This window comes from Dactylosporangium sp. NPDC000244 (assembly GCF_040300725.1).
Classification (GTDB): domain Bacteria; phylum Actinomycetota; class Actinomycetes; order Mycobacteriales; family Micromonosporaceae; genus Dactylosporangium.
Map to the genome: position 1 here is coordinate 64,539 of NZ_JBEPEH010000043.1, position 24,126 is coordinate 88,664.

General features: G+C 70.8%; 21 protein-coding genes and 1 tRNA gene. 13 read left to right on the plus strand and 9 right to left on the minus strand.

What is annotated here, in order from left to right; genetic code table 11:
* The first annotated feature begins 120 nt into the window (after positions 1-120).
* The 4 genes from ABT369_RS45470 to ABT369_RS45485 all read left to right on the plus strand — a co-directional run bounded on the left by ABT369_RS45470 (position 121) and on the right by ABT369_RS45485 (position 5,789).
* Positions 121-1,110: a hypothetical protein gene (locus ABT369_RS45470; RefSeq protein ID WP_350622646.1), complete on the plus strand. Its 990-nt coding sequence runs from the start codon at positions 121-123 to the stop codon at positions 1,108-1,110.
* Between the two features lie 238 nt (positions 1,111-1,348).
* The gene (locus ABT369_RS45475) at positions 1,349-2,914 is read left to right on the plus strand and encodes a chaplin family protein (protein ID WP_350622648.1); all 1,566 of its coding nucleotides are present in this window, start codon (positions 1,349-1,351) and stop codon (positions 2,912-2,914) included.
* Positions 2,915-3,103: 189 nt separating this feature from the next.
* Positions 3,104-4,618 carry an acyl-CoA carboxylase subunit beta gene (locus ABT369_RS45480; protein ID WP_350622650.1) on the plus strand — a complete coding sequence of 505 codons (1,515 nt, stop codon included), beginning with the start codon at positions 3,104-3,106 and terminating at the stop codon, positions 4,616-4,618.
* Between the two features lie 13 nt (positions 4,619-4,631).
* On the plus strand, positions 4,632-5,789 hold the full coding sequence (locus tag ABT369_RS45485) for an acyl-CoA dehydrogenase family protein (protein WP_350622652.1): 1,158 nt from the start codon (positions 4,632-4,634) through the stop codon (positions 5,787-5,789).
* Here ABT369_RS45485 and ABT369_RS45490 read toward each other — a convergent pair.
* Together ABT369_RS45490 and ABT369_RS45495 are read right to left on the minus strand one after the other, a co-directional pair.
* Entirely contained in the window at positions 5,786-7,258 is a 1,473-nt protein-coding gene (locus ABT369_RS45490; RefSeq protein ID WP_350622654.1) for a glutamate-cysteine ligase family protein, read from the minus strand. The genes ABT369_RS45485 and ABT369_RS45490 overlap by 4 nt on opposite strands.
* Positions 7,259-7,460: 202 nt before the next feature.
* Positions 7,461-8,036 (minus strand): YceI family protein, encoded by a 576-nt coding sequence (locus ABT369_RS45495; RefSeq protein WP_350622656.1) that lies wholly within the window; start codon positions 8,034-8,036, stop codon positions 7,461-7,463.
* A gap of 97 nt (positions 8,037-8,133) precedes the next feature.
* On the opposite strand from ABT369_RS45495, the gene ABT369_RS45500 reads away from it, so the two are divergent.
* Positions 8,134-8,622 carry a MarR family winged helix-turn-helix transcriptional regulator gene (locus ABT369_RS45500; RefSeq protein ID WP_350622658.1) on the plus strand — a complete coding sequence of 163 codons (489 nt, stop codon included), beginning with the start codon at positions 8,134-8,136 and terminating at the stop codon, positions 8,620-8,622.
* A 142-nt stretch (positions 8,623-8,764) separates the two neighbouring features.
* Here ABT369_RS45500 and ABT369_RS45505 read toward each other — a convergent pair whose 3' ends face one another.
* From ABT369_RS45505 to ABT369_RS45515, 3 genes are all read right to left on the minus strand, one after another.
* Positions 8,765-11,314 (minus strand): ATP-binding protein, encoded by a 2,550-nt coding sequence (locus ABT369_RS45505; RefSeq protein WP_350622660.1) that lies wholly within the window; start codon positions 11,312-11,314, stop codon positions 8,765-8,767.
* 74 nt (positions 11,315-11,388) lie between these two features.
* On the minus strand, positions 11,389-13,425 hold the full coding sequence (locus tag ABT369_RS45510) for an MMPL family transporter (RefSeq protein WP_350622662.1): 2,037 nt from the start codon (positions 13,423-13,425) through the stop codon (positions 11,389-11,391).
* A 39-nt stretch (positions 13,426-13,464) separates the two neighbouring features.
* Positions 13,465-14,820: a hypothetical protein gene (locus ABT369_RS45515; RefSeq protein ID WP_350622664.1), complete on the minus strand. Its 1,356-nt coding sequence runs from the start codon at positions 14,818-14,820 to the stop codon at positions 13,465-13,467.
* A 137-nt stretch (positions 14,821-14,957) separates the two neighbouring features.
* Between ABT369_RS45515 and ABT369_RS45520 the strand changes: the two genes are divergently transcribed.
* Positions 14,958-15,767: a PASTA domain-containing protein gene (locus ABT369_RS45520; RefSeq protein ID WP_350622666.1), complete on the plus strand. Its 810-nt coding sequence runs from the start codon at positions 14,958-14,960 to the stop codon at positions 15,765-15,767.
* 42 nt (positions 15,768-15,809) lie between these two features.
* Here the strand turns inward: ABT369_RS45520 and ABT369_RS45525 are convergent, their stop codons facing one another.
* Complete coding sequence (locus ABT369_RS45525; RefSeq protein WP_350622668.1) at positions 15,810-16,082, minus strand: hypothetical protein; 273 nt, start codon at positions 16,080-16,082, stop codon at positions 15,810-15,812.
* 362 nt (positions 16,083-16,444) lie between these two features.
* On the opposite strand from ABT369_RS45525, the gene ABT369_RS45530 reads away from it, so the two are divergent.
* The 4 genes from ABT369_RS45530 (at position 16,445) to ABT369_RS45545 (ending at position 18,908) form a co-directional block, all read left to right on the plus strand.
* The gene (locus ABT369_RS45530; RefSeq protein ID WP_502891908.1) at positions 16,445-17,245 is read left to right on the plus strand and encodes a helix-turn-helix domain-containing protein; all 801 of its coding nucleotides are present in this window, start codon (positions 16,445-16,447) and stop codon (positions 17,243-17,245) included.
* Complete coding sequence (locus ABT369_RS45535) at positions 17,245-17,472, plus strand: DUF397 domain-containing protein (RefSeq protein WP_350622670.1); 228 nt, start codon at positions 17,245-17,247, stop codon at positions 17,470-17,472. The genes ABT369_RS45530 and ABT369_RS45535 overlap by 1 nt, the downstream gene beginning before the upstream one ends.
* 231 nt (positions 17,473-17,703) lie before the next feature.
* Positions 17,704-18,213 (plus strand): hypothetical protein, encoded by a 510-nt coding sequence (locus ABT369_RS45540; protein WP_350622672.1) that lies wholly within the window; start codon positions 17,704-17,706, stop codon positions 18,211-18,213.
* A gap of 392 nt (positions 18,214-18,605) precedes the next feature.
* On the plus strand, positions 18,606-18,908 hold the full coding sequence (locus ABT369_RS45545) for a hypothetical protein (RefSeq protein ID WP_350622674.1): 303 nt from the start codon (positions 18,606-18,608) through the stop codon (positions 18,906-18,908).
* Between the two features lie 87 nt (positions 18,909-18,995).
* On the opposite strand, the gene ABT369_RS45550 is transcribed toward ABT369_RS45545, so the two are convergent.
* From ABT369_RS45550 to ABT369_RS45560, 3 genes are all read right to left on the minus strand, one after another.
* The gene (locus ABT369_RS45550) at positions 18,996-19,802 is read right to left on the minus strand and encodes a WecB/TagA/CpsF family glycosyltransferase (protein ID WP_350622676.1); all 807 of its coding nucleotides are present in this window, start codon (positions 19,800-19,802) and stop codon (positions 18,996-18,998) included.
* A gap of 4 nt (positions 19,803-19,806) precedes the next feature.
* Entirely contained in the window at positions 19,807-20,880 is a 1,074-nt protein-coding gene (locus tag ABT369_RS45555) for an NAD-dependent epimerase/dehydratase family protein (protein WP_350622678.1), read from the minus strand.
* A 253-nt stretch (positions 20,881-21,133) separates the two neighbouring features.
* Positions 21,134-21,216, minus strand: a tRNA-Leu gene (locus ABT369_RS45560).
* 167 nt (positions 21,217-21,383) lie between these two features.
* On the opposite strand from ABT369_RS45560, the gene ABT369_RS45565 reads away from it, so the two are divergent.
* From ABT369_RS45565 to ABT369_RS45575, 3 genes are read left to right on the plus strand one after another with little or no spacing between them, the layout of a single operon-like run.
* Positions 21,384-22,169 (plus strand): FHA domain-containing protein, encoded by a 786-nt coding sequence (locus ABT369_RS45565; RefSeq protein WP_350622680.1) that lies wholly within the window; start codon positions 21,384-21,386, stop codon positions 22,167-22,169.
* Between the two features lie 41 nt (positions 22,170-22,210).
* Positions 22,211-22,690, plus strand: a complete 480-nt coding sequence (locus tag ABT369_RS45570; RefSeq protein ID WP_350622682.1) for an FHA domain-containing protein FhaB/FipA — start codon at positions 22,211-22,213, stop codon at positions 22,688-22,690.
* Complete coding sequence (locus ABT369_RS45575; protein WP_350622684.1) at positions 22,687-24,099, plus strand: protein phosphatase 2C domain-containing protein; 1,413 nt, start codon at positions 22,687-22,689, stop codon at positions 24,097-24,099. The genes ABT369_RS45570 and ABT369_RS45575 overlap by 4 nt, the downstream gene beginning before the upstream one ends.
* Positions 24,100-24,126: the final 27 nt, after the last annotated feature.

The window sequence follows — 24,126 nt, forward strand, 5'->3', positions numbered from 1 at the left end:
CTTGTGTCCGATTCGCCCGGTGTTGTGGCGTGTCCCCGGCCGGGGCGGTTCGTTGCTCAGTACGGAAAGAGTCACATGTGGGGCGTATGCCCGACATTGAGCCCGTACTGAGAGGCGGACATGGCCCAGTCGAGGAGCGAGCGCAACCCGCGCACGGCTTCGCTGCCGGCCGTTTCCCGCTGCGCGAAATACGCCGTTCGCGGTCTGGTGGTCGCCGGGTTCGCCGGTGTCGCCTGGCTGCTGTCGGCCTCCGCGGCGCACGCCTCCAGCGGCTCGATCGACTCCGACCAGCCCACGCTGCTCACGCCGGTGACCAACCTGCTCATCGGCGACGGCGGCGCGCGGCACACCGGCATGAGCGGCGACCAGCACCAGGTTCTCCAGCACCGGCCGGCCCGGCCGCAACCGGGTCCGGACCACCAGCAAGGTGACCTGCTGACCAGCACCGTGCTCACGGTGCTGAGCCCGGTGGCGCAGGCCGCCGCACCCGTGACCGGTACGGTCACCGGGGCCGTGACCGGGACCGTGTACCGGACGGTGACACTCACGAAGGCGCCGGTCCAAACCGTGGACCGCGCGGCCCGCTCGACGACGGATGACGTGTCGAGTGTCAAGCACACGAGCACCAAGAGGCCGGCAAAGGCCGGCATCACCAGGACCCACCAGAAGCGGATGCAGGAGCCGGCCGTCCAGGCCGTGCCGGTCCGGGTCGGGTCCGCGAGCGACATCGCCGCCGCGGCGACCGGCACCTCCCGTGCCGGCGTCGACCCGGCCGTCGCCGCACGTGCCGCCGACCGCCTCCGCGTCCTGCGGGCCGCCGAGGCGCTGAACGGCGCGCACGCCATGCCGGTCGTGGACCGGAACGTTGCGCAGGGCGCGAACCACGTGCCGCTGCTGCCCCGCCCGGCGCCCATTCCGGCGCCGCCGGCGGCCGGCCTCGCCTCGGGGTTGCCGAGCTCCGGCTCGGGCCTCAACCACGAGAGTGGCTCCGCCGCCGTGCTGCCCGCCGCGCCGGTCGGCACGAAGGTGCTGACCTTCCGGCCGGACGCGGTCGAGGACGTCGAATTGCGGCTGCTAGCAGCCGAGAAGCCGACAGTCTCACCCGACTGAGGCCGTTCCGGGCCAGCCGCCGCGACGCGTTGCGGGCCGACGGAACGTTGCCTAGGTCTAAGCGGACCCGCATTGAGCACATCGCGGCATCTGAAATACGCAACACGAAACAACCAGGGCGCACGTCGACAGGGCGGAGCCGGATAGAGCCTGCCCGCACGCGGGTTCATGACTCCGTACCGCGCCCACTTCCTTGCAGTACCGAGGATCAATAACTACCGAAGGGTCTCAAATCCCCATGAAGACGTGGGTTCGTAAGTCGCTCAACGTGGGTGTGCTTTCCGCGGGCTTCCTGCTCGTCTCGGGCGGGGCCGCGCACGCCGACTGGACGACGGGTTACAACGCCGGTCTGCTGAACGGCAATCAGTTCGACACCACGCTGCAGGTGCCGGTCAACGTCTGCGGCAACTCGATCGCCGTGCTCGGCTTCGCCGACGCGAACTGCGGCGGCGGCGCCACCGCGGTCAAGACCGAGAGCGCCAGCGCCACCGAGAGCGCCACCACCGAGGACTGGACCTCCGGCTACAACGCCGGTGTGGCCAACGGCAACCAGCTCGACACCACGCTGCAGGTGCCGGTCAACGTGAGCGGCAACGCCGTCTCGGTGCTCGGCTTCTCCAGCGCCTCCTCGGCCGGCGGCGCGACCGCCGTCAAGGGCCACGTCAACGGCTCGGACAACGGCGGCCGTCGTCACCACCGTCACCACGGTGGCGGCAACGGCCAGGGCAACGGCAACGGCAACGGTGGCGACTACAACGCCGCCGCCAACGGCGACTACACCGAGAGCGCCGCGAACCGGACCGAGGACTGGACGACGGGCTACAACGCCGGCCTGCTCAACGGCAACCAGTTCGACACCACGCTGCAGGCCCCGGTCAACATCTCCGGCAACGCGATCGCGCTGCTGGGCTTCGCGGGCGCCTCCAGCCAGGGCGGCGCCTGGGCGGTCAAGGGCGAGAGCGCCCAGACCGAGAGCGCGACCACCGAGGCGAGCCACACCACCGGCTACAACGCCGGCCTGCTCAACGGCAACCAGCTGGACACCACGCTCCAGCTGCCGATCAACCTCTGCGGCAACTCGATCGCCATCCTCGGCTTCTCGAGCGCCAGCTGCGGCGGCGGCGCGGTCGCCTACAAGGGTGACGGCGGCATGGGCGACGGCCAGGGCCAGGGCAACGGCGGCGGCCACCACGGCCATGGCCACGGCCACGGGAACGGCAACGGCAACGGGAACGGCAACGGCGGCTACGGCGGCAACGGCAACGCCAACGGCGGCTACGGCGACGACAACGGCCAGAGCAACGGTGCCTACTCCAACGCGTCCGGCGACGCCAGCGACACCGGTGCGGCCGCCAACAACGCGTCGAAGACGCACAAGGCGAGCAAGAAGAAGTCGATCGACCTGGGCGAGCACGCCAAGACCGGCAAGAAGCACCACAACGGCACCGGCGCGGGCCTGTCCGCCGCCAGCAACCCGGGCTACGGCAACGCCGCCGCGAACGGCGACAACGGGTACGACGGCAACGGGAACGGCAACGGCGACGACAACGGCGGCTGGGACAACGGCGGCCGTCGTCACCACCGTCACCACGACGGCCGGGGCAACGGCATGGGCAACGGCGGGGCCACCGCGGTGAAGGGCGGCTGCGGCGACTGGACCACCGGGTTCAACGCGGGCCTGCTCAACGGCAACCAGGCCAACACCACCATCCAGCTGCCGGTCAACATCAGCGGCAACGCGGTCTCGATCCTGGGCTTCTCGCAGGCGCAGAGCTCGGGCGGGGCGCTGGCCTACTCCTGCTGACGCGATAGCGGTACCCCCTGATCCGCAGGGGGTACCCGGACCCCATGGCGCACGCCGACCCGTGTCCGGAAGTGGTCCGTCGTAGCAGCGAAGAAGTCCACGCTGTTGGAACTTCACCTCCGCGTCGGCTAACCTGAACGATCGTTAGACATGAACGATCGTTCAGGCAGCCGACGCGGAGGTCGCACCATGGAGGGTGATGCCCTCAGTCAGACGCGCAAGCGGGTCGAGGCCGGCGGCGCGGAGAAGTACCACGCGGCCAATGCCGCCCGCGGCAAGCTTTTCGCCCGCGAACGCGTCGCCCTGCTCGTCGACGAGGGATCCTTCGTCGAGGACGGGCTCTACGCCAACGCCCTGGCCGACGGCCTCCCGGCCGACGGCGTGATCACCGGAGCGGCGACCGTCGACGGGCGGCCGATCTGCCTCATGGCCAACGACTCCACCGTCAAGGCCGGATCCTGGGGCGCCCGCACCGTCGAGAAGATCATTCGCATCATCGAGCGGGCCTACGACACCGGTGTCCCGATGGTGTATCTCGTGGACTCCGCCGGCGCGCGAATCACCGACCAGGTCGAGCTCTTCCCCGGCCGGCGCGGCGCCGGCAAGATCTTCCACACCCAGGTCCGGGCCAGCGGCAGCATCCCGCAGGCCTGCGCGCTCTTCGGGCCCTCCGCGGCCGGCGGCGCCTACATCCCGGCCTTCTGCGACGTCGTGGCCATGGTCGAGGGCAACGCCTCGATGTATCTCGGGTCCGACCGCATGGTCGAGATGGTCACCGGCGAGAAGACCACCCTCGAGGCGATGGGCGGCGCCCGGGTGCACTGCGCCGAGAGCGGCGTCGGGCACTTCCTGTGCAAGACCGAGCACGACGCGATCGAGACCATCCGGCACTACCTCTCCTACCTCCCGTCGAACTGGACCGCCGAGCCCCCGGTCGCCGAGGCCCGCGCCGAGACCGGCCTGCCCGAGATCCCGGCGAGCGAGCGCCAGGCCTTCGACATGCGCAAGGTCGTCAAGGGCCTGCTCGACGAGGGCTCCTTCTTCGAGATCCACGCGCTGTGGGCCCGCGAGCTCACCGTCGGCTTCGGCCGCCTCGACGGGCGGGTGGTCGGGGTGGTCGCCAACAACTCGATGTTCAAGGGCGGCGTGCTCTTCGTCGACTCCGCCGACAAGGCGACGCGGTTCGTCCAGCTCTGCGACGCCTTCAACGTGCCGCTGCTGTTCCTGGCCGACGTTCCCGGCTTCATGGTGGGTTCGGCGGTGGAGAAGCAGGGCATCATCCGCCACGGGGCCAAGATGATCACGGCCATCTCCGAGGCGACGGTACCCAAGATCTGCGTGGTCATGCGCAAGGCCTACGGTGCCGGCCTCTACGCGATGGCCGGCCCGGGCTTCGAGCCCGACGCCACCATCGCGCTGCCGACCGCCAAGATCGCCGTGATGGGCGCGGAGGCGGCGGTCAACGCGGTCTACGCGAACAAGATCGCCGCGATCGCGGACGAGGGCGAGCGGGCCGCGTTCGTGGCGCGGATGCGCGCCGACTACGAGCGCGACATCGACATCATGCGGCTGGCCAGCGAGCTCGTCGTCGACACGATCGTCGAGCCGGCGGCCCTGCGCGGCGAGCTGGTGCGCCGCTTCACCGCGGCCCGGGCCAAGGACCGCACGTTCTCCCGTCGCCGTCACGGCGTGACTCCGGTTTAGAAGGGCATTTGTCATGGTCGACTTCATGCTCGGCGAGGAGCTCGAGGCGCTGCGCGAGAGCGTTCGCGAGTTCGCCCACGACGTCGTCGCGCCGGTGATCGGCGACTACTACGAGCGGCACGCCTTCCCCTACGACCTGGTCCGCCAGATGGGCAAGATGGGGCTGTTCGGGCTGCCGTTCCCGGAGGAGTACGGGGGCATGGGCGGCGACTACTTCGCCCTGTGCATCGCCCTGGAGGAGCTGGCCCGCGTCGACTCCTCGATCGCGGTGACCCTGGAGGCCGGGATCTCGCTCGGCGCCATGCCCATTTATCGGTACGGCACGCCGGCCCAGAAGGAGCGCTGGCTGCCCAAGCTCACCTCGGGCGAGGCCCTGGCCGCGTTCGGCCTGACCGAGCCCGGGGCCGGCAGCGACGCCTCCGGCACCCAGACCCGCGCGGTGCTCGACCAGGAGACCGGCGAGTGGGTGATCAACGGCTCCAAGGCCTTCATCACCAACTCCGGCACCGACATCACCGCGCTGGTCACGGTCACCGCGGTCACCGGCGTCAACCCCGACGGCAGCAAGGAGCTCACGGCCATCATCGTGCCGAGCGGGACGCCCGGGTTCACCGTCCAGCCCGCCTACTCCAAGGTCGGCTGGTGCGCCTCGGACACCCACGAGCTGAGCTTCGACGACGTGCGCGTGCCGGCCGAGAACCTGCTCGGCGAGCGGGGCCGCGGCTACGCCCAGTTCCTGCGCATCCTGGACGAGGGCCGGGTCGCGTTCGCCGCGCTCGGGGTCGGCCTCGCGCAGGGCTGCGTGGACGAGTCCGTCGCCTATGCGCGGCAGCGGCGCGCGTTCGGCAAGGCGATCGGGGAGTACCAGGCGATCCAGTTCAAGATCGCGGATATGGAGAGCCGGGCGCACACCGCGCGGCTGGCCTACTACGACGCGGCGAGCCGCCTGGTCACCGGGCGCGACTTCAAGCGCCAGGCGGCCATCGCCAAGCTCGCGTCCAGCGACGCCGCCATGGTCAACGCGCGCGAGGCGACGCAGGTGCACGGCGGATACGGCTTCATGAACGAGACGCCGGTCGGGCGCATGTACCGCGACGCCAAGATCCTGGAGATCGGCGAGGGCACGTCCGAGGTCCAGCGCATGATCATCTCGCGCTCGATGGGTCTCTAGATCGGCCAGGTGTGCACGGGCACGTTCTCGTGCAGGCCCTCGGCGTACCGCTGCAGCATCGTCCGCAGCGCGTCGGACCGCGAGAGACCGCGCTCCTCGAGGTCGGCCACGACGCGCGTCTGCCAGGCGGCGCCGTTGACCCCGGTGCGGCACCGGCCCTCGATGACCCCGAGGAGCCGGTCGCGGGTCGCGGGCGCCACGCCGAAGCGGTCCAGCCCGGCCTCGGCGAGCGGCAGCAGCTCGCGCAGCACGAGGTCGCCGACCGGCACCTCGCCGAGGTCGGGCCACCAGACGCGCGCGTCCAGCCCCTCGCGGGCGGCGACGTGGAAGTTCTCCTCGGCCGCCGAGAACGACATCTGCGTCCAGATCGGCCGGTCCTGCTCGCACAGCTCCCGCACCAGCCCGAAGTAGAACGCGGCGTTGGCGAGCTGGTCGACGACGGTCGGGCCGGCCGGCAGGCACCGGTTCTCGACGCGCAGGTGCGGGCGGCCGTTCATGATGTCGTACACCGGCCGGTTCCAGCGGTAGATCGTGCCGTTGTGCAGCCGCAACTCGCCCAGGTGGGGCACGCCGCCGGCCTCGATCACCGCGACCGGGTCCTCGTCCTCGGTGATGGGCAGCAGCGGCGGGAAGTACCGCACGTTCTCCTCGAACAGGTCGAAGATCGAGGTGATCCAGCGCTCCCCGAACCAGACCCGCGGCCGCACGCCCTGCGCCTTGAGCTCCTCCGGCCGCGTGTCGGTGGCCTGCTCGAACAGCGCGATGCGGGTCTCGGCCCACAGGCGCCGGCCGAAGAGGAACGGCGAGTTGGCCCCGACGGCGACCTGGATGCCCGCGATCGCCTGCGACGCGTTCCACGCCTGCGCGAACGCCTCCGGCGCGACCTGGAGGTGGAACTGCACGCTCGTGCACGCCGACTCGCCGGCGATGGAGTCCGACTGCGCCTCGAGCCGCTCGTGCCCGCGGATGTCGAGCGCGATGTCCTCGCCCCGCGCGTTGATGATCTGGTCGTTGAGCAGCATGTACCGCGGGTCGTTCGACATGTTCGCGAGCACCAGGTGCTCGGGCCGCAGCGTCGGCAGGATGCCGATCAGCACCAGGCGCGCGTCGGATTTGCGGGCCCGCTCGTCGGCGTGCAGGAGGCTGGCGAGGACCTCGCGCTCGTACACCTCCAGGCCGTCGCCCTCGATGACCCGCGGCGCGACGTTGATCTCGAGGTTGAACTGGCCCAGCTCGGTCTGGAACGACGGGTCGGCCAGGTCGGCCAGCACCTCGGCGTTGCGCATGGCGGGCTGCGCGTCCGGGTCGATCAGGTTGACCTCGATCTCCAGGCCCGTCATGGGCCGGTCGGAGTCGAAGCTGAAGTCGTTGAGCATGAGCGCGAAGACGTCGAGGCAGCGGCGTACCTTGCGCCGGTATCGAGCGCGGTCCTCACGCGAGAAAGCACCCCGTGTGACGTCCTGGCCCATGCCTCGCCCCCTGGCCCCCTCTTGGACCCCTCACGTTAGGAGGAGTTCCAGAGGTATCGCTAGGGACAAAACGGACGTGATGGCAGCAGGGGGTGAGCAGAACCTTGCAGAGGGTGGGAGATTTCGCCCACCCTCTGCACGATGGTCAAACTCCGGCCTTGCCGCTATATCCGGCAAAGCCTGGCCAATCGCCGGTTCGGCGTCAGCCCTGACGGACGGCCTCGGCGCCGATCTCGATCTTGACCTTCTTGCCGACGAGCACGCCGCCGGTCTCGAGGGCCTGGTTCCAGGTGATGCCGAACTCCTCGCGGTCGATCTCGGTCGTCGCGGAGAAGCCGATGACCTCCTGGCCCCACGGGCTCTTCGCGTGGCCCTCGAACTCCACGTCGAGCTCGACCTCGCGCGTGACGTCGCGGATGGTCAGGTCGCCGACGAGCTTGAACTCGTTGCCGGACAGGCCCACGACGCGCGTGCTCTTGAAGGTGAGGGTCGGCCACTGCTCCACGTGCAGGAAGTCGGGGCTGCGCAGGTGGCCGTCCCGGTCCGCCACGCCGGTGTCGATGCTGGCCGCGTCGATGCTGACCTCGACGGTCGACTCCAGCGGGTCCTCGGCGACGACGATGCTGCCGCTGGCGCTGGTGAAGCCGCCGCGCACCTTGCTGACCATCATGTGCCGGGCGACGAAGCTGACCCGCGTGTGGGCCGGGTCGATCTCGAACTTGCCGGCGGTCGGGATGGTGAGGCCGTTGTAATCGCGGGTGTTGGTGGGTGCCGTCATGGTGACTCCCTCGGTTGTGCTGTTGCGAAGAAGATTGTCGCCGCAAATATACACTCAGCAGACTCTCGTCCGTCAAGTTCTCTGTTAGACTCGCACCGTGACCGACGAAATGCTGGAAGATCCGCGAATCACCGCCATGGGGCTGTTCGTGGAGGCCTTCACCGGCGTGAACGCGCGGCTCAACGTCCAGCTCGCCGAGCACGGCCTCGGCAACGTCGACTTCGAGGTGCTGGTGCGCCTGGCCCGCTCCCCGGGCGGCGAGCTGCGCATGACCGACCTCGCCGCGCAGACCGGCCTGTCCACGAGCGGCGTGACCCGCGTGGTCGACCGCCTCGAGCGCGACGGCCTGGCCGCGCGCCGGGCCTGCCCGACCGACCGCCGCGGCTCCTTCACCGTCATCAGCGAGCGCGGGCTGGCCAAGATGCGCGAGGTGCTGCCCGGCCACGTCGCCCTGATCGAGCAGTGGTTCACCGGGCGCCTGAGCTCGGCCGAGCTGGAGACCCTGCTCGGCGGCCTGCGGACCATCCGCGACGCGGTCCGCCCGGACGCCACCTCCGGCGTTCCGTCGATGCGCACTGCCGCCTGAGGCACCCCTCAACCATTACGCCCGTCGATGCTGGTCGACAAATCGGGCACCGGCAGAACCACCGGCAGGTCCGGAACGAAGGTCCGACTTGCCACTTTCGTCCGCTTGTGCCTCGTCTAGCGTTTTTCCGGCACGGACGAAGTTAGGTGGGCCGGCGTGTCAACGCACCCAGGGGGTCTTCGTCCGTGCCCACAAGCCGGTCGAGCAGCCGATGCTCGCGCGGCAGGAGGCGGATCCGGGCCCGCTCCCGCACCCCCGCGAGATCCGACAGCGCCCGCTCCCGCCCCGCCGGCTCGGCGCTCACCGCCAGGCCGACGAGCGCCTCGAGCACGTCGCGGACGTCGTCGCGGCCGGCCAGGAGGTTCGCGGCCGACTCGAACGCGGCCGCGGCCGCGGCCCGGGCCCCGCGCGCCAGCGCCAGATAGCCGTTGACGAGCGCCGCCATGCCCGCGCTGCCGGGCACCGCGGCGAGCTCGGACAGCACCGCGGACGCCTCGCCCGCCTGCCCGCTCTCGGCGAACGCCTGGCCGAGGGTGCCCAGCACCCGGATCCGGTGCGTGGGGTCGCCGACCTCGGCGATCGCGGTCGCGGCCCGCCGGGCCAGCGCGATCGCCTCATCGAAGCGGCCGTCGAGCCGGGCGATCTCGGCGAGGTTGGCCTCGGTGAGCGCCCGCAGCCGGATGTCGCCCGCCTCCAGCGCGCGCCGCCCCGCGCCCTCGAGCCGCCGCCCGGCCGCGGCCAGGTCGCCGGCGAGCACGTCGTGCCAGGCGAGGTTGTTCTGCACGACCGCGATCTCGCGCGCCCGCCCGGAGCGGATGGCCAGGCTGAGGGCGGCCTCGTTGTGCCCGCGGGCCTCGTCGCTGCCGCCGAGCGCCTGCCAGATCCCGGCGAGGACGGCCCGCGCGGTGAGCTCGCCGGTGACGTCGCCCCGCGCGGCGAGCACGGCCAGGGCCGCCTCGGTCGCGCACAGCTCGCCGACCCCGCGCCCGTGCGCCGTCGCGAGCATCGCCGCGCCGACCTGCGCCCAGGCCCGGGTCACGGGATCGCAGCCCGCCGCGCGCCGGTCGTCGAGGAGCCGCCGCAGCAGGTGGAAGCCCTCGACGTCGCGCCCCCGCAGCCGGCACCAGCGCGGGATGGCCCCGGCGAGCCGCAGCGCGAGCTCGGGCTCACGGACGGAGGCGTACCGCAGCGCCGTGCGAATGTCGGTGTTGAGGTAGTCCAGCCGCAGCACCGCCGCGGCGCTGCCCGGGCCGGTCAGCTCGGCCGAGATCCGCACCGCCGCGCGCGTGACGACCTCGGCGTGCCGCAGCCGGGCGGGGCGCAGCTCCCCGGCGTCGGCGCAGCGCTCGGCGGCGAAGTCGAAGACCACGTCGAGGAGCCGGAAGCGCAGGTCGCCAGGGCCGCGCACGCTCACCAGCCCCAGCCCGACCAGCCGGTCGAGCACCGCCTCGACGTCGTCGACCACCCCGTCGAGCAGCGCCTCGGCCAGCTCCACCGACCACTTCCCGCGAAATGTCGACAGCCGGCGCAGGGCCGCCTGCTCGTGCTCGGCCAGCAGCGCGTAGCTGTCGGCGACGGCGTCGCGCAGCCGGCGGCCGGCCGGGTCGGTGGCGGCGAGGTCGAGGACGCGGTTGCCGTACCGCGCCAGCAGCTCCCCGAGCTCCAGCACCCGCCCGCGCGCGGCCGCGAGCTCGATGGCGAGCGGCAGCCCGTCGAACCGGCGCACCAGCTCCGCGATCGTGGCCAGCTCGTCGTCCCGGACCGGCTCGCGCCGGACCGCCCGCAGCCGCTCCACGAACAGCGCCACGGCCGGCACCCGGCGCAGCTCCGCCGGGCCGAGCCGCCGCCCGGCCGGCACCTCGAGCGGGTGCACCTGCCAGTCCACGACGCCCGGCAGGTCCCCGGCGAGCGGGCGGCGGCTGGTGACCAGCACGCGCAGGGCCGGCACCCGGGCCCGCAGCCACGCGATGGCCTCGGCCGCGGCCCGGGGCGAGTGGTCCACCCCGTCGAGCACCAGCAGGGCGGCCGGCGTCCGTTCACCGTGCTGATGGTCGCCGAAGCGCTCGATGAGCTCCTCGGCCCGGGCCACGCCGAAGACGGCCGCGACGGCGGAGAAGATGTCGGTGGGCTGGGAGATGTTCGTGACGGTCACCGAGACCGCGGTCCAGCCGCGGGCCACCGTACGGTGCGCAACCGCGTGCGCGAGCCCGGTCTTGCCGACCCCGGCCATCCCGATCAGCGCGATGACCTCGGCCGCGCTCGGCCCGAGCAGGCCCAGCAGCTCGGCGATGTCCGCGTCGCGCCCGACCAGGGGCGGCATCGTGGGCAGCGGCAGCGCGGTGCGGGCCGCGTGGCTCGGCACCGGCAGCGGCGCGACGACCGGACTCTCCACGTGCCGGGAGCGGCGGGCCACGCTGTCGTGCCGCGGGCCGAGGTTGCGGTTCGTGGCCGAGTTCAGGAACGCCTCGCGGGCCGAGCCGGTGAGGTCGAGCGCGTCGGCCAGCAGAGCGAGGGTGTTGCGCTGCGGCCGCGCGACCCGCCCGCGCTCGAGCTCGCGAAGGGTGCGCACGCCCAGCCCGGACCGGGCGGCCAGCTCATCCTGGGTGAGTCCCCGCTCCAGGCGGCTGGCTCGCAGCGTCGCGGCGAAGCCTGCCCCGGCATTGCGCGGATCATGATCCGCAACGGGAGACATGTTGTCGAAGGCTACTGAGCCGGGGCCCGGGGCAGTAGCCAGCCGTCGGAACTACGACCATTGTCAATATTCGGTCAGGACTTGCGCGGCCACCAGTTCCAGCGGTCGAGCATCCCCATGAGCGCCGGCAGCAGCAGACCGCGCACGACGGTCACGTCGAGCAGGATCGCCACCGCCATGCCGACGCCGATCTCCTTCACGGCGACGAGCCCGCCGACGGCGAAGCCCAGGAACACGATCCCGATGCAGACCGCCGCCGCGGTGACCACCGGGCCCGAGCGGGTGATCCCGCGCAGCACCGCCCGGTCGGTGTCGGGGCGGTGGTCGTACTCCTCCTTGATCCGCGCGAGGAGGAAGACCTCGTAGTCCATGGACAGCCCGAAGATGAAAACGAACAGCAGGACCGGCGTGGTCAGGTCCAGCCCGCCCCACGAGTCGAAGAAGAGCGGCACCTGGCCCCAGCCCCACTGGAACACGACGATCAGCACGCCGAGCGTCGCGGCCAGAGTCAGCAGATTCATCAGTACGGCCTTGAGCGGGATGACCACCGAGCCGGTCAGCCAGAACAGCAGCACCACGGTGACGATCAGGACGACGAGCGCGGCCGCGGGCAGGCGCCCGGCGAGGGAGTCGCGGTAGTCCACGACCTCGGCCGCCGGGCCGGTCACCCACTTCGCGTAGGGCGTGGGCAGGGCGCGGACGTTGCGCACCAGGTCGTAGCTCTGCCGGTCGCCGACGCCGCCCTTGGGGGTCAGGTCGAGGATCGTCCAGCCGGCCGGGACGTCGGCGCGCACGTCCTGGCGCAGGACCTCGGCCGACAGCTGCCCGGCGATCCGGTTCATCAGGTCCCGCACGTCCGCGCGCTCCGGGCCGGCCTGCAACAGCACCGAGACCGTCGGCGGAGTGTCGTTGAGGAACTTCGACTCCATCACGTCGTACGCCCGGCGCGCCTCGTTCGAGCTCGGCAGCGCCCGGGCGTCGGAGTTGGCGAGGTTGGCTCCGAGCAGGGGCGCGGCGAGCACCAGCAGCCCGATGGTCGCGAGCAACGCCACCCGGGACGGATCCCGCTGCGCCCGCGCGGCCAGCCGGGCCAGCAGGCCGCCCCAGCGGACCGTGGTGGCGGGTTTGATCCGGTCGCCGGTGAGCGAGATCAGCGCGGGGACCAGCGTCAGCGCCGACAGCGTCGCCAGCGCCACGACCGCCGCCCCGCCCAGGGCGACCGCGGCCAGCAGCGGCTCGGCGAACGCGGTCAGCCCGGCCAGGGTCAGCGTCACCGCGAGGCCCGATATCGCGACCGCGCGGCCGGCCCGGCGCACGGCGACCCGCAGCGCCTCGGCCGGCTCGTGGTGGAGCCGTTCCTCGCGGTACCGGGCCACGATGAGCAGGGAATAGTCGACCGCCAGCCCGATCCCGAGCAGCGTCACGACGTTGAGGGAATACTCGCTGACCTTCGTCGCGTGGCTCAGCCCGAGCAGGACGAGCAGCGACCCGGTGACGCTCGCGACCGTGACGGCCAGCGGCAGCGCGGCGGCGAGGAAGCCGCCGAAGAAGAGGTACAGCGCGACGAGCAGGGCCGCGAAGGCGATGCTCTCGCCGATCGCGAGGTCGTGCACGGACTGGTCGGCGAACGCGCGCTCGGCCAGCTTGTCCCCGCCGACCTGCACGCTGGGCGCCTGGATGCGCTCGAGGCGGGCGCGCACCCGGTCCTCGAGGGCCTCGCGCGGCGCGTCGGCCAGGCCCGGCTGGAGCTCCACCTGCACGCTCACGCTGCGGTTGTCCGCGCCGATGCGGCCGCCGACGCCGGTGTAGAGGTCGTTGACCTCCTTGATCCCGGGCATCGCGCGGATCTCCTGCGCCGCCGAGCCGATGCTCGCGACCAGGCCGGGGTCGTACGGGTCCGCCCCCTCCACCACCGCGAACACCTGCGAGCCGGTGGGCGTGAGCTCGTCGATGTGCCGCTGTCCGACGGCCGACTCGCTGTCCGGCCGGTTGGTGCCGGTGCTGCTCAGGCGGTCGAACAACCCGCCGCCGAACACGGCCCCGGCGATCGTGACCGCCAGCCAGAACCCGACGACGACCCAGCGCAACCTGACGACCCACGCGGCGAACACCGCAGTATGCAAGCACGCCGCACGGGCGGCCCGGATCGGCTACTCGGACGGCTTGGCGCGACCCCGGCCTCGTCCTCGGGCGGGCTTCTTCTTCTCGTCCTCCGTGCTCGGCTCCTCCGGCCAGAGCGGCGCGACCGAGGCGCGCCCGGTGGACGTCGTCGACGAGCTGGTCGAGGCGGCGATCGCGGGCTGGTCGTCGACGGTCTCCTCGGCGTAGGCGCGCTTCGAGGCGTCGGAGGCATACGTGCGGCCCGCGGGTTCGACGCTGCCGCTGCCGTAGGCCCGCGAGGGGGCGTAGGCGTCCGACTCCAGGTCGGTGGCCGAGTCGAGCGCGGGGGCGGCCCCGACCGTGACGGGCTCCTTGGAAGCCGCCTCGTCCTCGGGGTCGCGGCGGCGGTTCTCGGCCGCGTCCACCTCGGCCAGCGCGGCGTGCCAGTCGTTGTACTCGGCCGCCGAGCGGGCGTCGCGGTCCTCGGAGGCGGCGCGGCGGGCGGCCCGGGACTGCGCCCGCGAGCCGCGCGGGCCGATGGAGGAGACGATGACCGAGCCGGCCAGGCCGGCCAGCACCACGTACGGCGTGATGAAGAACGCCGACAGGTGCGGGTCGTGCTCGCCCAGGACCGGCTTGGAGAGCGAGTACGCCAGGGCCACCAGCAGCGGGCCGGAGCCGCCGGCGAAGGCCACGCCCACGCGGTTGTCGCCGCGGCGGCTCGCGGGCCAGGCGGCCAGGGCGCCGATGACCAGCGCGATCACGATCATGAGCAGCGCGCTCGGCAGGTTGACCATGCCGTTGATCCAGGTGGCGTCGGTGAACTGCCAGGTGCCGAGCTGCGCGGCGGTGGCGGTGTTCCCGTCGGCGCGCACGACGTCGGCGACGGCGACCACGGCGAGGGTCCACAGCCAGGCCGACGAGGCGATGATGTTCGCGGCCACGGCTCGGACGGACAGCGCGGCGATGGCCATGAGCAGGCCGACGATCAGGCCGGCCACGGCGTAGCCACCGGCGGTGAAGTAGGGCGCGGCGTTGTCCGGGCGCGGCACCCGCGACGGGATGGCCACGAGCGGCACGATGATCAGCGAGCCGACGGCCGCGGCGAGCGCGACGACCACGCGCCAGGCGACAGTGTGGGCCCTGCCGCCGACGCTCTTGGGGTCGGCCGGGACCATGGCTCCGGCGCCGGCGAGCCGGTCGGCACAGATGGCGCCGATGACCGTCGAGGACGCGGCGAGCCAGGTCACCCAGGCGATGCTGCTGACCCAGACGGTGGCGCTGTCGCCGGTCGGTTGCCAGGAGATGATGCCGAGTCCGTAGCCGAGCCCGAGCTGCGCGGCACCGGCGCCGGCCGCCACGCCGATCGCCGTAGATATTGAGGTAGCCCAGCTTCTCGCCGCCATGCCGCGCAGCATAAGCCCAGCCGTCCACCTCGGCGAGTCCAAGTCGGGCGTCCGTCAAGACCCTCCGGGCGAGCCGCGCGGGTGGCCATATCGCGGCGATCCGACGGACCGGGAGGACATGGTGGTGAACTGGAGGCATGGCGAACGAGCGCGACGACGAGTCATCGACGCAGCCGTTCTGGCCCTTCGAGGGCGACCAGGACGACGCGGACCCAGATGCGACGCGGATCCAGCGCCCCGATCCGGATGCCACCCAGGTCAGGGCTTCGGATGCCACTCAGGTTGGGCTCCCGGACGCCGAGCCGATGCGCCGGGTGCGGCCGACGGCCCGGATCGTGGAGGAGACCTACGCCGACACGGAGCGCGAGCGCTGGTCGGCCCGCGCCGGCGTGCCCGCGCCCGGCGACCCCGCCCTCCGCCCGTCCGCGCAGCCGGAGTGGACTGAGGAGGAAGAGGACCCGTACCAGGGGCGCTCCTGGCTCATGCCGGTCGTCGTCGGCATCGTCGCGCTGGTGCTGGTCGCCGCGCTCAGCGTCGGCCTGTACCTCATCTACCGCGCGACCGCCGAGGGCCGCAACGCGCCCGGGGTGGTCGAGTCGAACTCCGCGTCCGCCGCGGCCTCGCCCGCGCCGCCGCCGTCCAGTGCCCCGCCCCCGACCTCGGCCCCGCCGTCCACGGAGGCCCCCACCAGCGCGCCGCCCGGCCCGGTGACGATTCCGCCGCTGCGGGGCAACTCGCTGGCCGAGGCGACGGTCAAGCTTCAGGCGCTCGGGCTCAACGTGCGGGTGGAGCGCACGGTGGACGACTCGCTGCCGCCGGGCGAGGTGCTGTCCTCGCGGCCCGGGGAGGGTGCGACGGTGCTGGCGGGCGAGACGGTCACCCTCTCGGTCGCCATGGCCCCGCCACCGTCGGAGAATCCGCAGCCCAGCGTCTCCGCCAGCCGCTGAGGGCGTGGCGGAGACGGGCCGCGACAGACGGAAGAGGGCCGGTCAGCCGACGGTGACCGGAATGCCGGTCCGTGCCGGGGCCGCGGAGCGCTGGTTGCGGGCGACGAAGCCCGGCTGCAGGCCCTGGAGCAGGACGAAGATCGAGCGGCGCTCCACGGCGTCGCCCGAGGTGTTGAGCTGATACCCGTCCAGCCAGGCCCAGCCGTCGTAGGTCTGCCAGTCGTGCACGCGGATCACTCGGAACAGCATGGGCTGCGTGAACTGCACACTCGCGGTCTTCGTCACGCGCAGCACGTCACCTGTCCTCGGTAACACGTGGGACTCCCGTCTTCCGGCCTGCGGGGAAAAGGGCTGGTCACGGGGTCCTTCGCGGGGGCTTGTCCGTAACCGCCGATCGGCTGAATCGTTGGTCGCTGCGTCCGCCTGAGGGGGATTGGTCGGTCAAGTGAACAATCCGTGACCCCAGCCACACGGACAGGTTGCCCCACAACGGTGATCAATGCAACTTGCAAGTCGAACTTTCCACCGCAGGTATGAGTCACAGTATGTTGTGCTCAGCCGCCTTGCGCGGCTCTACGATGTTGCGCTGATCTATACGTAGATCCGGCGGCGTGGAGGTGCGACAAAACGTGGCAAGTCGACGAGGCAGCCCGACCCTCCGGCGCAGGCAGCTGGGCATGGAACTGCGACGGCTGCGCGAGGCCGCACACGTCACCATCGACCAGGTCGCCGAGCGGCTGGAGTGCTCCGGCTCGAAGATCTCGCGGATCGAGACCGGGCAGACCGGGGTCACGCCCCGCGACGTGCGCGACATGCTCGATATCTACGGGGTTGACCCGGAATACGCCGACCAACTGCTGAAGATCGCGCGCGAGGCGCGGCAGAAGGGCTGGTGGCAGCTGTACGGTGACGTGCTCACGAGCGCCTACGTGGGGCTCGAGGCCGCCGCCGACCACATCCGCTCCTACGAGGCGCTCGTCGTCCCCGGGCTGTTGCAGACCGAGGAATACGCGCAGGCCATGATCCACGCCGCCCGCCCCGACATCGGCGCCACGGATGTCGAGAAACGCGTGCGTGTCCGAATAAGCCGACAGTCGTTACTCACTCAGGATGACCCGATCGATCTCTGGGTGGTGCTGGACGAGGCCGTTCTGCGCCGCCCGGTGGGTGGAGGGGCGGTCATGCGTCGCCAGCTCGAGCATCTGGCTCTGGCGGCCGGCTGGCCGAACGTGACTTTGCAGGTCCTGCCCTTCTCCGCCGGTGCGCACGCCGGGATGGACGGGGCATTCACGATGTTGCTGTACGACGAGTCTGCCGGGCAGAACTTCGCGTTCGCCTCGAACGCGGCCGGCGGCCTCTTTCTCGAGAAGGACGACGAGCTTCAGCGCTACGGATTCATCTTTGACTACTTGCGCGCCAATGCACTCCGTCCGGACGAGTCAGTGTCGATGTTCGTGAAGCTGGCAAAGGAGTTGTAGTGGAGATCGAAGCCAAGGGCTTCAGCGTGAGCCTCGACGGTGCCGCGTGGCGCAAAAGCACTCGCAGCGGCCCGTACTCGGACAACTGCGTCGAGGTCGCGTTCGTCGGCGGGGCTGTGGCGCTCCGCGACTCGAAGGACAAGACCGGCCCGGTTCTGCTGTTCACGCCGGAGGAGTGGGTCGCCTTCGTCGGCGGCACCAAAGACGGGGAGTTCGACCTGGCGTGACATCACGCCCCGCGCCAATCCGGCCGGCCCGTTTCCGTGGCGACTCGCCTGCGGTACGGGCCGGTCGCTTTTTTGGGGCGCTGGAGCGCGACGCGCCGGTGCGGGCGGGGGTTTTTCGCCCGGTGTTTGCCCCGGAGCGTGGCCGTTGCACCAGCAACGTCGTTGTAGGAGTGAGTGCCGCGAATCGCCCGATTCCGACACTTCCCCCCGAGTGAGATAAGGCTTCCTACCGTGAACATTGGCCCCGAAAACTTCGGCAACGGATCGTCGAAGACCGACGACCGTTTCTCCGGGCAACTGGGTAGCTACCGTCCGGGCGGTCGCCGGGACGGCATCGGCGACGGGCCGCTCGACGACCTGTCCCCGCGCAACGGCTCGCCGCTGGACCGGGCGACCATGCCGCTGGACATGACGCCGCCCAAGCTTCCCGAGTCGTCGCTCGTCGCGGACCTCGGCCCGCTCACCGGGGGCTCGCTGAGCGGCAGCTCGCTGAGCAGTAGCTCGCTGGGCAGTAGCTCGCTGAGCTCCGCCTCCCCGCTGACCGAGCCGATGTTCGGCCGCGACTCCTGGCTGGACACGCCGACCGGGTCGATGGCCGACCACCCGCTGCTGCGCGGCCTGCTCATGGAGCTTCCGCCGAAGGGCACCATGCCGCAGCAGGAGTGGCTGGACCGCTGGTTCGAGGCGGCCCGCAGCATCCTGGAGCTCATCTACTCCCAGGAGTCCCGGCAGCTGAAGTAGGGCGAGCGTGCGCCCCTGCCTGTCTATCGACAGGTCGATCCGCACCCTGTACAAAGCAGGGAGGACTCGACCTGGGGAGGTCGGACGGGCTCCGGGTGCGCCGTCAGCGTGGCCGGGGCCCGTCATGAGCACCGGTGCTCGAGCATCCTCCTGGCTCGATCCCTGGGCGCGGCCGGCGCCCACATGAAGGCGAAGACGCCTCAAGACCGCGGGGACGCGGCCGATTCATCAGCATGGTGGGCAAGATCAGTGGTATCGGCCGAATGTCCGATTGGTCGCGCCACCTTCGGTCGAGTGCCGTGTCGCAAAGTTGATGGTCGATCTTGAAATGTCCGCTTAGCTTGGGTCGAAGTTTGCCGGTGTAACGGGCAGCGGTGCAAGGAGGAACTGACGTGACCGATTCGGATCTGATCTTCGCCTGTGTCAGCGGGTTCGGCCTGCTGGCGCTGAGTGTCGGCGCTTTCGGCGTGCTGGACGCCTACCACAAGCGCGGCCTCGGCGATCGGCGAATCGACTGGCTGATCGGTCTCTACGCCCTCGGCGTCGTCGCGAACATCGTCGCGTACGTGATGCTGGACCGCTGGTACATCGCGGCCCCGCTCGCCCTGATGCTGTGGCCGGCCGAGCGTGCCTTCGACAAGCGGGGGACCTTCAAGCGCCGCACCGCGAAGGTCGACGCCATCACCGGCCGCTGACCTTCTCACCATGCGGGAATTGTCCGCTTGATGTGACAAATCCCAAAAAATGCGGAATGGGCGCCATTGCGGCGCCCATCAGCATGTTCAGACCGCGAACGTCTTGAGCGGCTCGGTCGCGGGGGCCGGCGGCGCCGCGCGCCAGAGGCGGGTCTTCTGGGCGCCGAGGCGGGCCAGGTAGTTCGGGTTGAGCAGGATGTACCGCCGCCAGAGCCGCTTCGGCTCGAGCCCGAGCCGCCACAGCCACTCCAGCGCGTAGCGCTGCATCCAGGCGGGCGGGTTCTTCAGGCCCCCGGCGTGGTAGTCGAACGCCGCGCCGACGGCCAGCATCGGCGCGTCGACCAGGTGCTTCATCGCGTAGACGAACACCTCCTGGCGCGGGCATCCGAGGCCGACCATGACGACCCGCGCGCCCGAGGCCTTGATCCGGGCCGCGATCTGCTCCGGCTCGCCCTCGGCGGCCGGGCGGAACTTCGAGGGCTCCATCCCGGCGATCTTCAGGGCCGGGAAGCGCTCGTGCAGCTTGCCGGCGAGCCGGTCCAGCGTCTCCTGGGTCGAGCCGTAGAAGTACACCGGCAGGCCCTCCTCGGCGCTCGCGGAGAGCACCTTGAGGGTCAGGTCCGGCCCGTACACCCGGTCGGCGAGCTGGGCGTGGTGGAGCAGGTTGAGGGCCCACCGCACGGGCTGGCCGTCGGGCGTCACGAGGTCGAAGGAGTTCAGCCGGGCCCCGTGCGCCTTGTCCTGCACGCCGGTCATGACCCCGTGCACGGCGAGGGCGGTGACGGCCAGCGAGCGCCCGTCACGGGCCGCGCTCATCACCTTGTCCACGGCGCTGTCGTAGTCGACGGCGCTGACCTCGACCCCGAGGACGTTGTGCTTGCCCTGATCGATCACGGCGTCAGGCTTCCGGCGTCCACTTGCCGACGTTGGCCTCGTAGATCTCCTGGCAGATCATGGGCACGTCGTAGACCTGCTTCCAGTCCGGGTAGTCCATCTGGAAGCGCTCGTTGGACCCGATCCACCACTGGTGATCGCCGACGCGGTTGGCCTCGTGGTATTCGGTGATCATCTCGTTGCCGGTGATCCGCTCGGCCAGCGCGAAGACCTCCAGATGCGAGGTGTTCGAGTGCCGGCCGCCGCCGAGGTTGTAGACCGCGGCCGAGCGCGGGTTGCGGAAGAAGGCCTCGAAGGCGGCGACGACGTCGTGCGAGTGGATCGCGTCGCGGACCATCTTGCCCTTGTAGCCGAAGATCTTGTACGTCCGGCGCTCCATGTTGCAGCGCATGACGTAGCCGAGGAAGCCGTGCAGCTCGGTCGCGGAGTGCGCCGGGCCGGTCAGGGTGCCACCGCGGAAGCAGGCGGTCTTCATGTCGAAGTAGCGGCCGTACTCCTGCACCATCACGTCCGCGGCGACCTTGGAGGCGCCGAAGACGGAGTGCAGGCAGGCGTCGATCGACATGTCCTCCTTGATGCCGCCCTCGTACTCGTGCCCGGGCTCGATCTCCCACCGGGTCTCGAGCTCGCGCAGCGGCAGGGAGTTGGGGCGGTCGCCGTAGACCTTGTTGGTCGAGCAGTGGATGAACGGCGCCTCGATGCAGTGCTCGCGCACGTTCTGCAGCAGGTTGAGGGTGCCCCCGGCGTTGACGTCGAAGTCCGTGAAGGGGTCGCGGACCGCCCAGTCGTGCGACGGCTGGGCCGCGGTGTGGATGACGACCTCGATGTCCTTCGCGTACCTCTTGAAGATCGCCGCGAGCGCGTCGCGATCCCGGATGTCCACGTCGTGGTGGGTGTACGCCTCGCCGAGGTCACTCGTAAGGCGGACCACGTTCCAGGCGGTGGAGGCCTCGGCGCCGAAGAAGCGCTTGCGCATGTCGTTGTCGATGCCGACAACGTCCAGCCCCAGGGAGGCGAAGTGGCGCACGGCTTCAGATCCGATGAGTCCGGCCGATCCGGTGACTAGTGCAACGCTCACGAGACGGCAGCATACCCGTGGCAAGGGCCAGCCCCCCGCAGCCGCGGACGACGGAAGTCACGAACCCGACGAAGCAAGCCCGAGGGCCGAAGGCCGAGGGGGGACCGCAACCAGCAGACGGACCGCAACCAGCGACCGGGGGTTTGGGTGGGCGGGAGCCCCCCAATGGGGAGCGACCGAAGGGAGCGCGAAGATTCCGCCGCTGAAACGGCGAAAGGCAGCTCCGCTGCATGAGCAGGAGCTGCCTCAGCGGTGGGGAAGGGGGGAGTTGAACCCCCACGCCCTTTCGGGCACACGGACCTGAACCGTGCGCGTCTGCCATTCCGCCACTTCCCCTTGGACCATCTGAAGCAAGCTTCGGTTGGTCCGGCGCGTCAGAGCATAACTCAAGTCCCACTCGGCAGAATCACCGGGTAGGCACTAGGCTTCCCTGGGCGCCACGGAAGAGTAGCACGGGCCAGCCGGTCAGCTTGCATACGGGCGTGCGACGTCCGGATACCATCATGACCTCGGAACCCGAGGAGGAACCGGTGAGTGTGCTGCAGCGCTTCGAGAAGCGCCTAGAGGGCCTGGTCGAGGGGGCCTTCGCCAAGGTCTTCAAGGGGGTTGTCCACCCCGTGGAGATCCTCAACGCCATGCAACGGGAGGCGGAAGCCCACAAGGCGATTCTGGCTGGCGGGCGCACGCTCGTGCCGAATCGCTACGTGATCGACCTGTCCCCCTACGACCACAGCCGGCTGGCGCCGTATGCCGCCGCGCTCGCGCAGGAGCTCGCCCAGTCGCAGGCCGAGTTCATCGGCGAGCAGGGCTGGACGGTCTACGGCGACGTCATCGTCGAGATCGAGCGCGGCGATGGGCTCGACACCGGCATGTTCCGCGTGACCGCCGAGGTCTACACCGGTGCCGACGTCGCGCCCCCGCCGACCCCGGACCCGTATGGTGGCTACAACCAGCAGCAGGCCGGCGGCGGCTACGGGCCTCCGCCCGGCGGACCCGGCGGCCCGGCGCGCAACGTTCGACTGGTGTCCGGCGACGGGCGAAGCTACCCTCTGTCGATTGGTTCGACCGTGATCGGCCGGGGCGACCAGGCCAACATGCGGCTCCCCGACGTCGGCATCTCGCGTCGCCACGCGCGGCTCGACTTCGACGGGGCACAGGTCGTGCTGACCGATCTCGGCTCCACCAACGGCACGATGGTCAACGGTCAACGCGTCTCGGCTGTCGCGTTGAACCCGGGTGACATGATCCAGCTCGGCACGACCACGCTGACCTACCGCGTGGATGGATGACCGTACTTTCACGTAGGCGGATCTGAATGAGCGCGTCGTAGATGGAATTCGTCATCACTGTCGCCCGGTACGGGCTGCTCGTGCTGCTGTGGATCTTCGTATTCACGGTCGTGGGAGTGATCCGCCGGGACCTGTTCGCGGGCTCGCGTTCGAGCCGGATCGTTGCCGCGCCCCGGGGGGTTGGCGCGGTGGCGGCTCCCGGCCGTCCGGCGAAGGTGAGGCGGGGCAAGACCGCCAACCAGCTCTTCGTCACCGCAGGCGCGCTGGCAGGCACCCGCATCACCCTTGGTGAGGCTCCGATCACGATCGGGCGCGCCGAGGACTCGACGCTGGTGATCACCGACGACTACGCCTCGTCCAAGCACGCCCGTCTCGTACCACGCGCCGGCCAGTGGTATCTCGAGGATCTGGGCTCCACCAACGGGACCTACCTCGACAAGACCAAGGTCAGCGCGCCTACCCCCGTCCCCCTCGGCGTGCCGATTCGCATCGGCCGCACTTCACTCGAGTTACGGCCATGACCCTCACCTTGCGCTATGCGGCTCGCAGCGACCGCGGTCTGATCCGGAGCGGGAACCAGGATTCCGTTTACGCCGGACCGCGGCTGCTTGCCGTGGCCGACGGCATGGGCGGCATGGCCGCCGGTGACGTCGCCAGCAACATTGTCATCGCCACCATGGCGCCACTCGACGAGGATGTGCCCGGCAACGCCATGATCGACACCCTTCGGGGCGCCGTCGACCTGGCGAACCAGCAGATCCGAGACGCGGTCGAGGAGAACCCGGCCATGGAGGGCATGGGGACGACCCTGACCGCCATGCTGTTCTCCGGCTCCAAGATGGGCATGGTGCACATCGGCGACTCGCGCGCATATCTCGTGCGCGACGGCGAGTTCGCCCAGGTCACCAAGGACGACACCTACGTCCAGATGCTCGTCGACGAGGGCCGCATCAGCCTGGAGGAGGCCAACAGCCATCCCCAGCGTTCGCTTCTGACCCGAGCGCTCGACGGCCGCGACGCGGACCCCGAGTACTCGGTCCGCCAGGTCAAGCCCGGCGACCGTTACCTGCTTTGCAGCGACGGCCTGTCGGGCGTGGTGAGCGCGGAGACCATCGAGTCCACGCTGCGCGAGTACGTCGATCCCAACCAGTGCGCCGGCCGGCTCATCGAGCTGGCCCTGCGCGGCGGCGGGCCCGACAACATCACCGTGATCGTCGCCGACGTCACCGACGAGGACATCGTCGAGGCGCGGCCGATCGTGGGCGGCGCGGCGGCTCAGGACCGGGGCATGGCGACCTCGGCCGACCAGTCCATGTCCTCGGCTCGGGGGGCCGCGCTCGCCGCGCCCCGCCCGCCGGTGCCGGACGACGAGGCCGACCAGCGCGCCAACGCCGTGGCCAACGTCCGCGAGGACGGGGAGCAGCGCTCCCGCCGGCACCCGGTGCGCACCGCGATCCTCCTCGTGGTGCTGCTGGGCCTGCTCGGCGGAGGGCTCTGGTACGGCTGGAGCGTGACCCAGTCGCGCTACTACGTCGGTGCCACGGATGCCGGCCGGATCGCGATCTTCAAGGGCGTGCCCGGCAAGGTCGCCTGGCTCGACCTCTCCGAGGTCTACATGGAGAGCCCGACGCTCACCCTCGACGACCTCACGCCGGCCGCCCAGGGCACCGTCAAGCAGGGCATCACGGTCGACACTCTCGCGCAGGCCCAGGACAAGCTGGCCCAGCTCGAGGACCCGGCCAACCCCAACCGCAAGCAGGCCTGCCCGACGGCGCAACCTTCCGACTCCACCTCGGCGTCTCTTTCCGTGTCGGCCACCTCGACCGCGAGCGGCGGTGTCAGCGCTCCCGCCGGGGATCCCGCCGTCCCGCCGTCGCCGACCGGCGACCCGTCCGCCACGCCGACAACGACCCCCGGCGCCAGTTGCTGACGTGCTGAGGCGAAAAGGAAGAAAGTC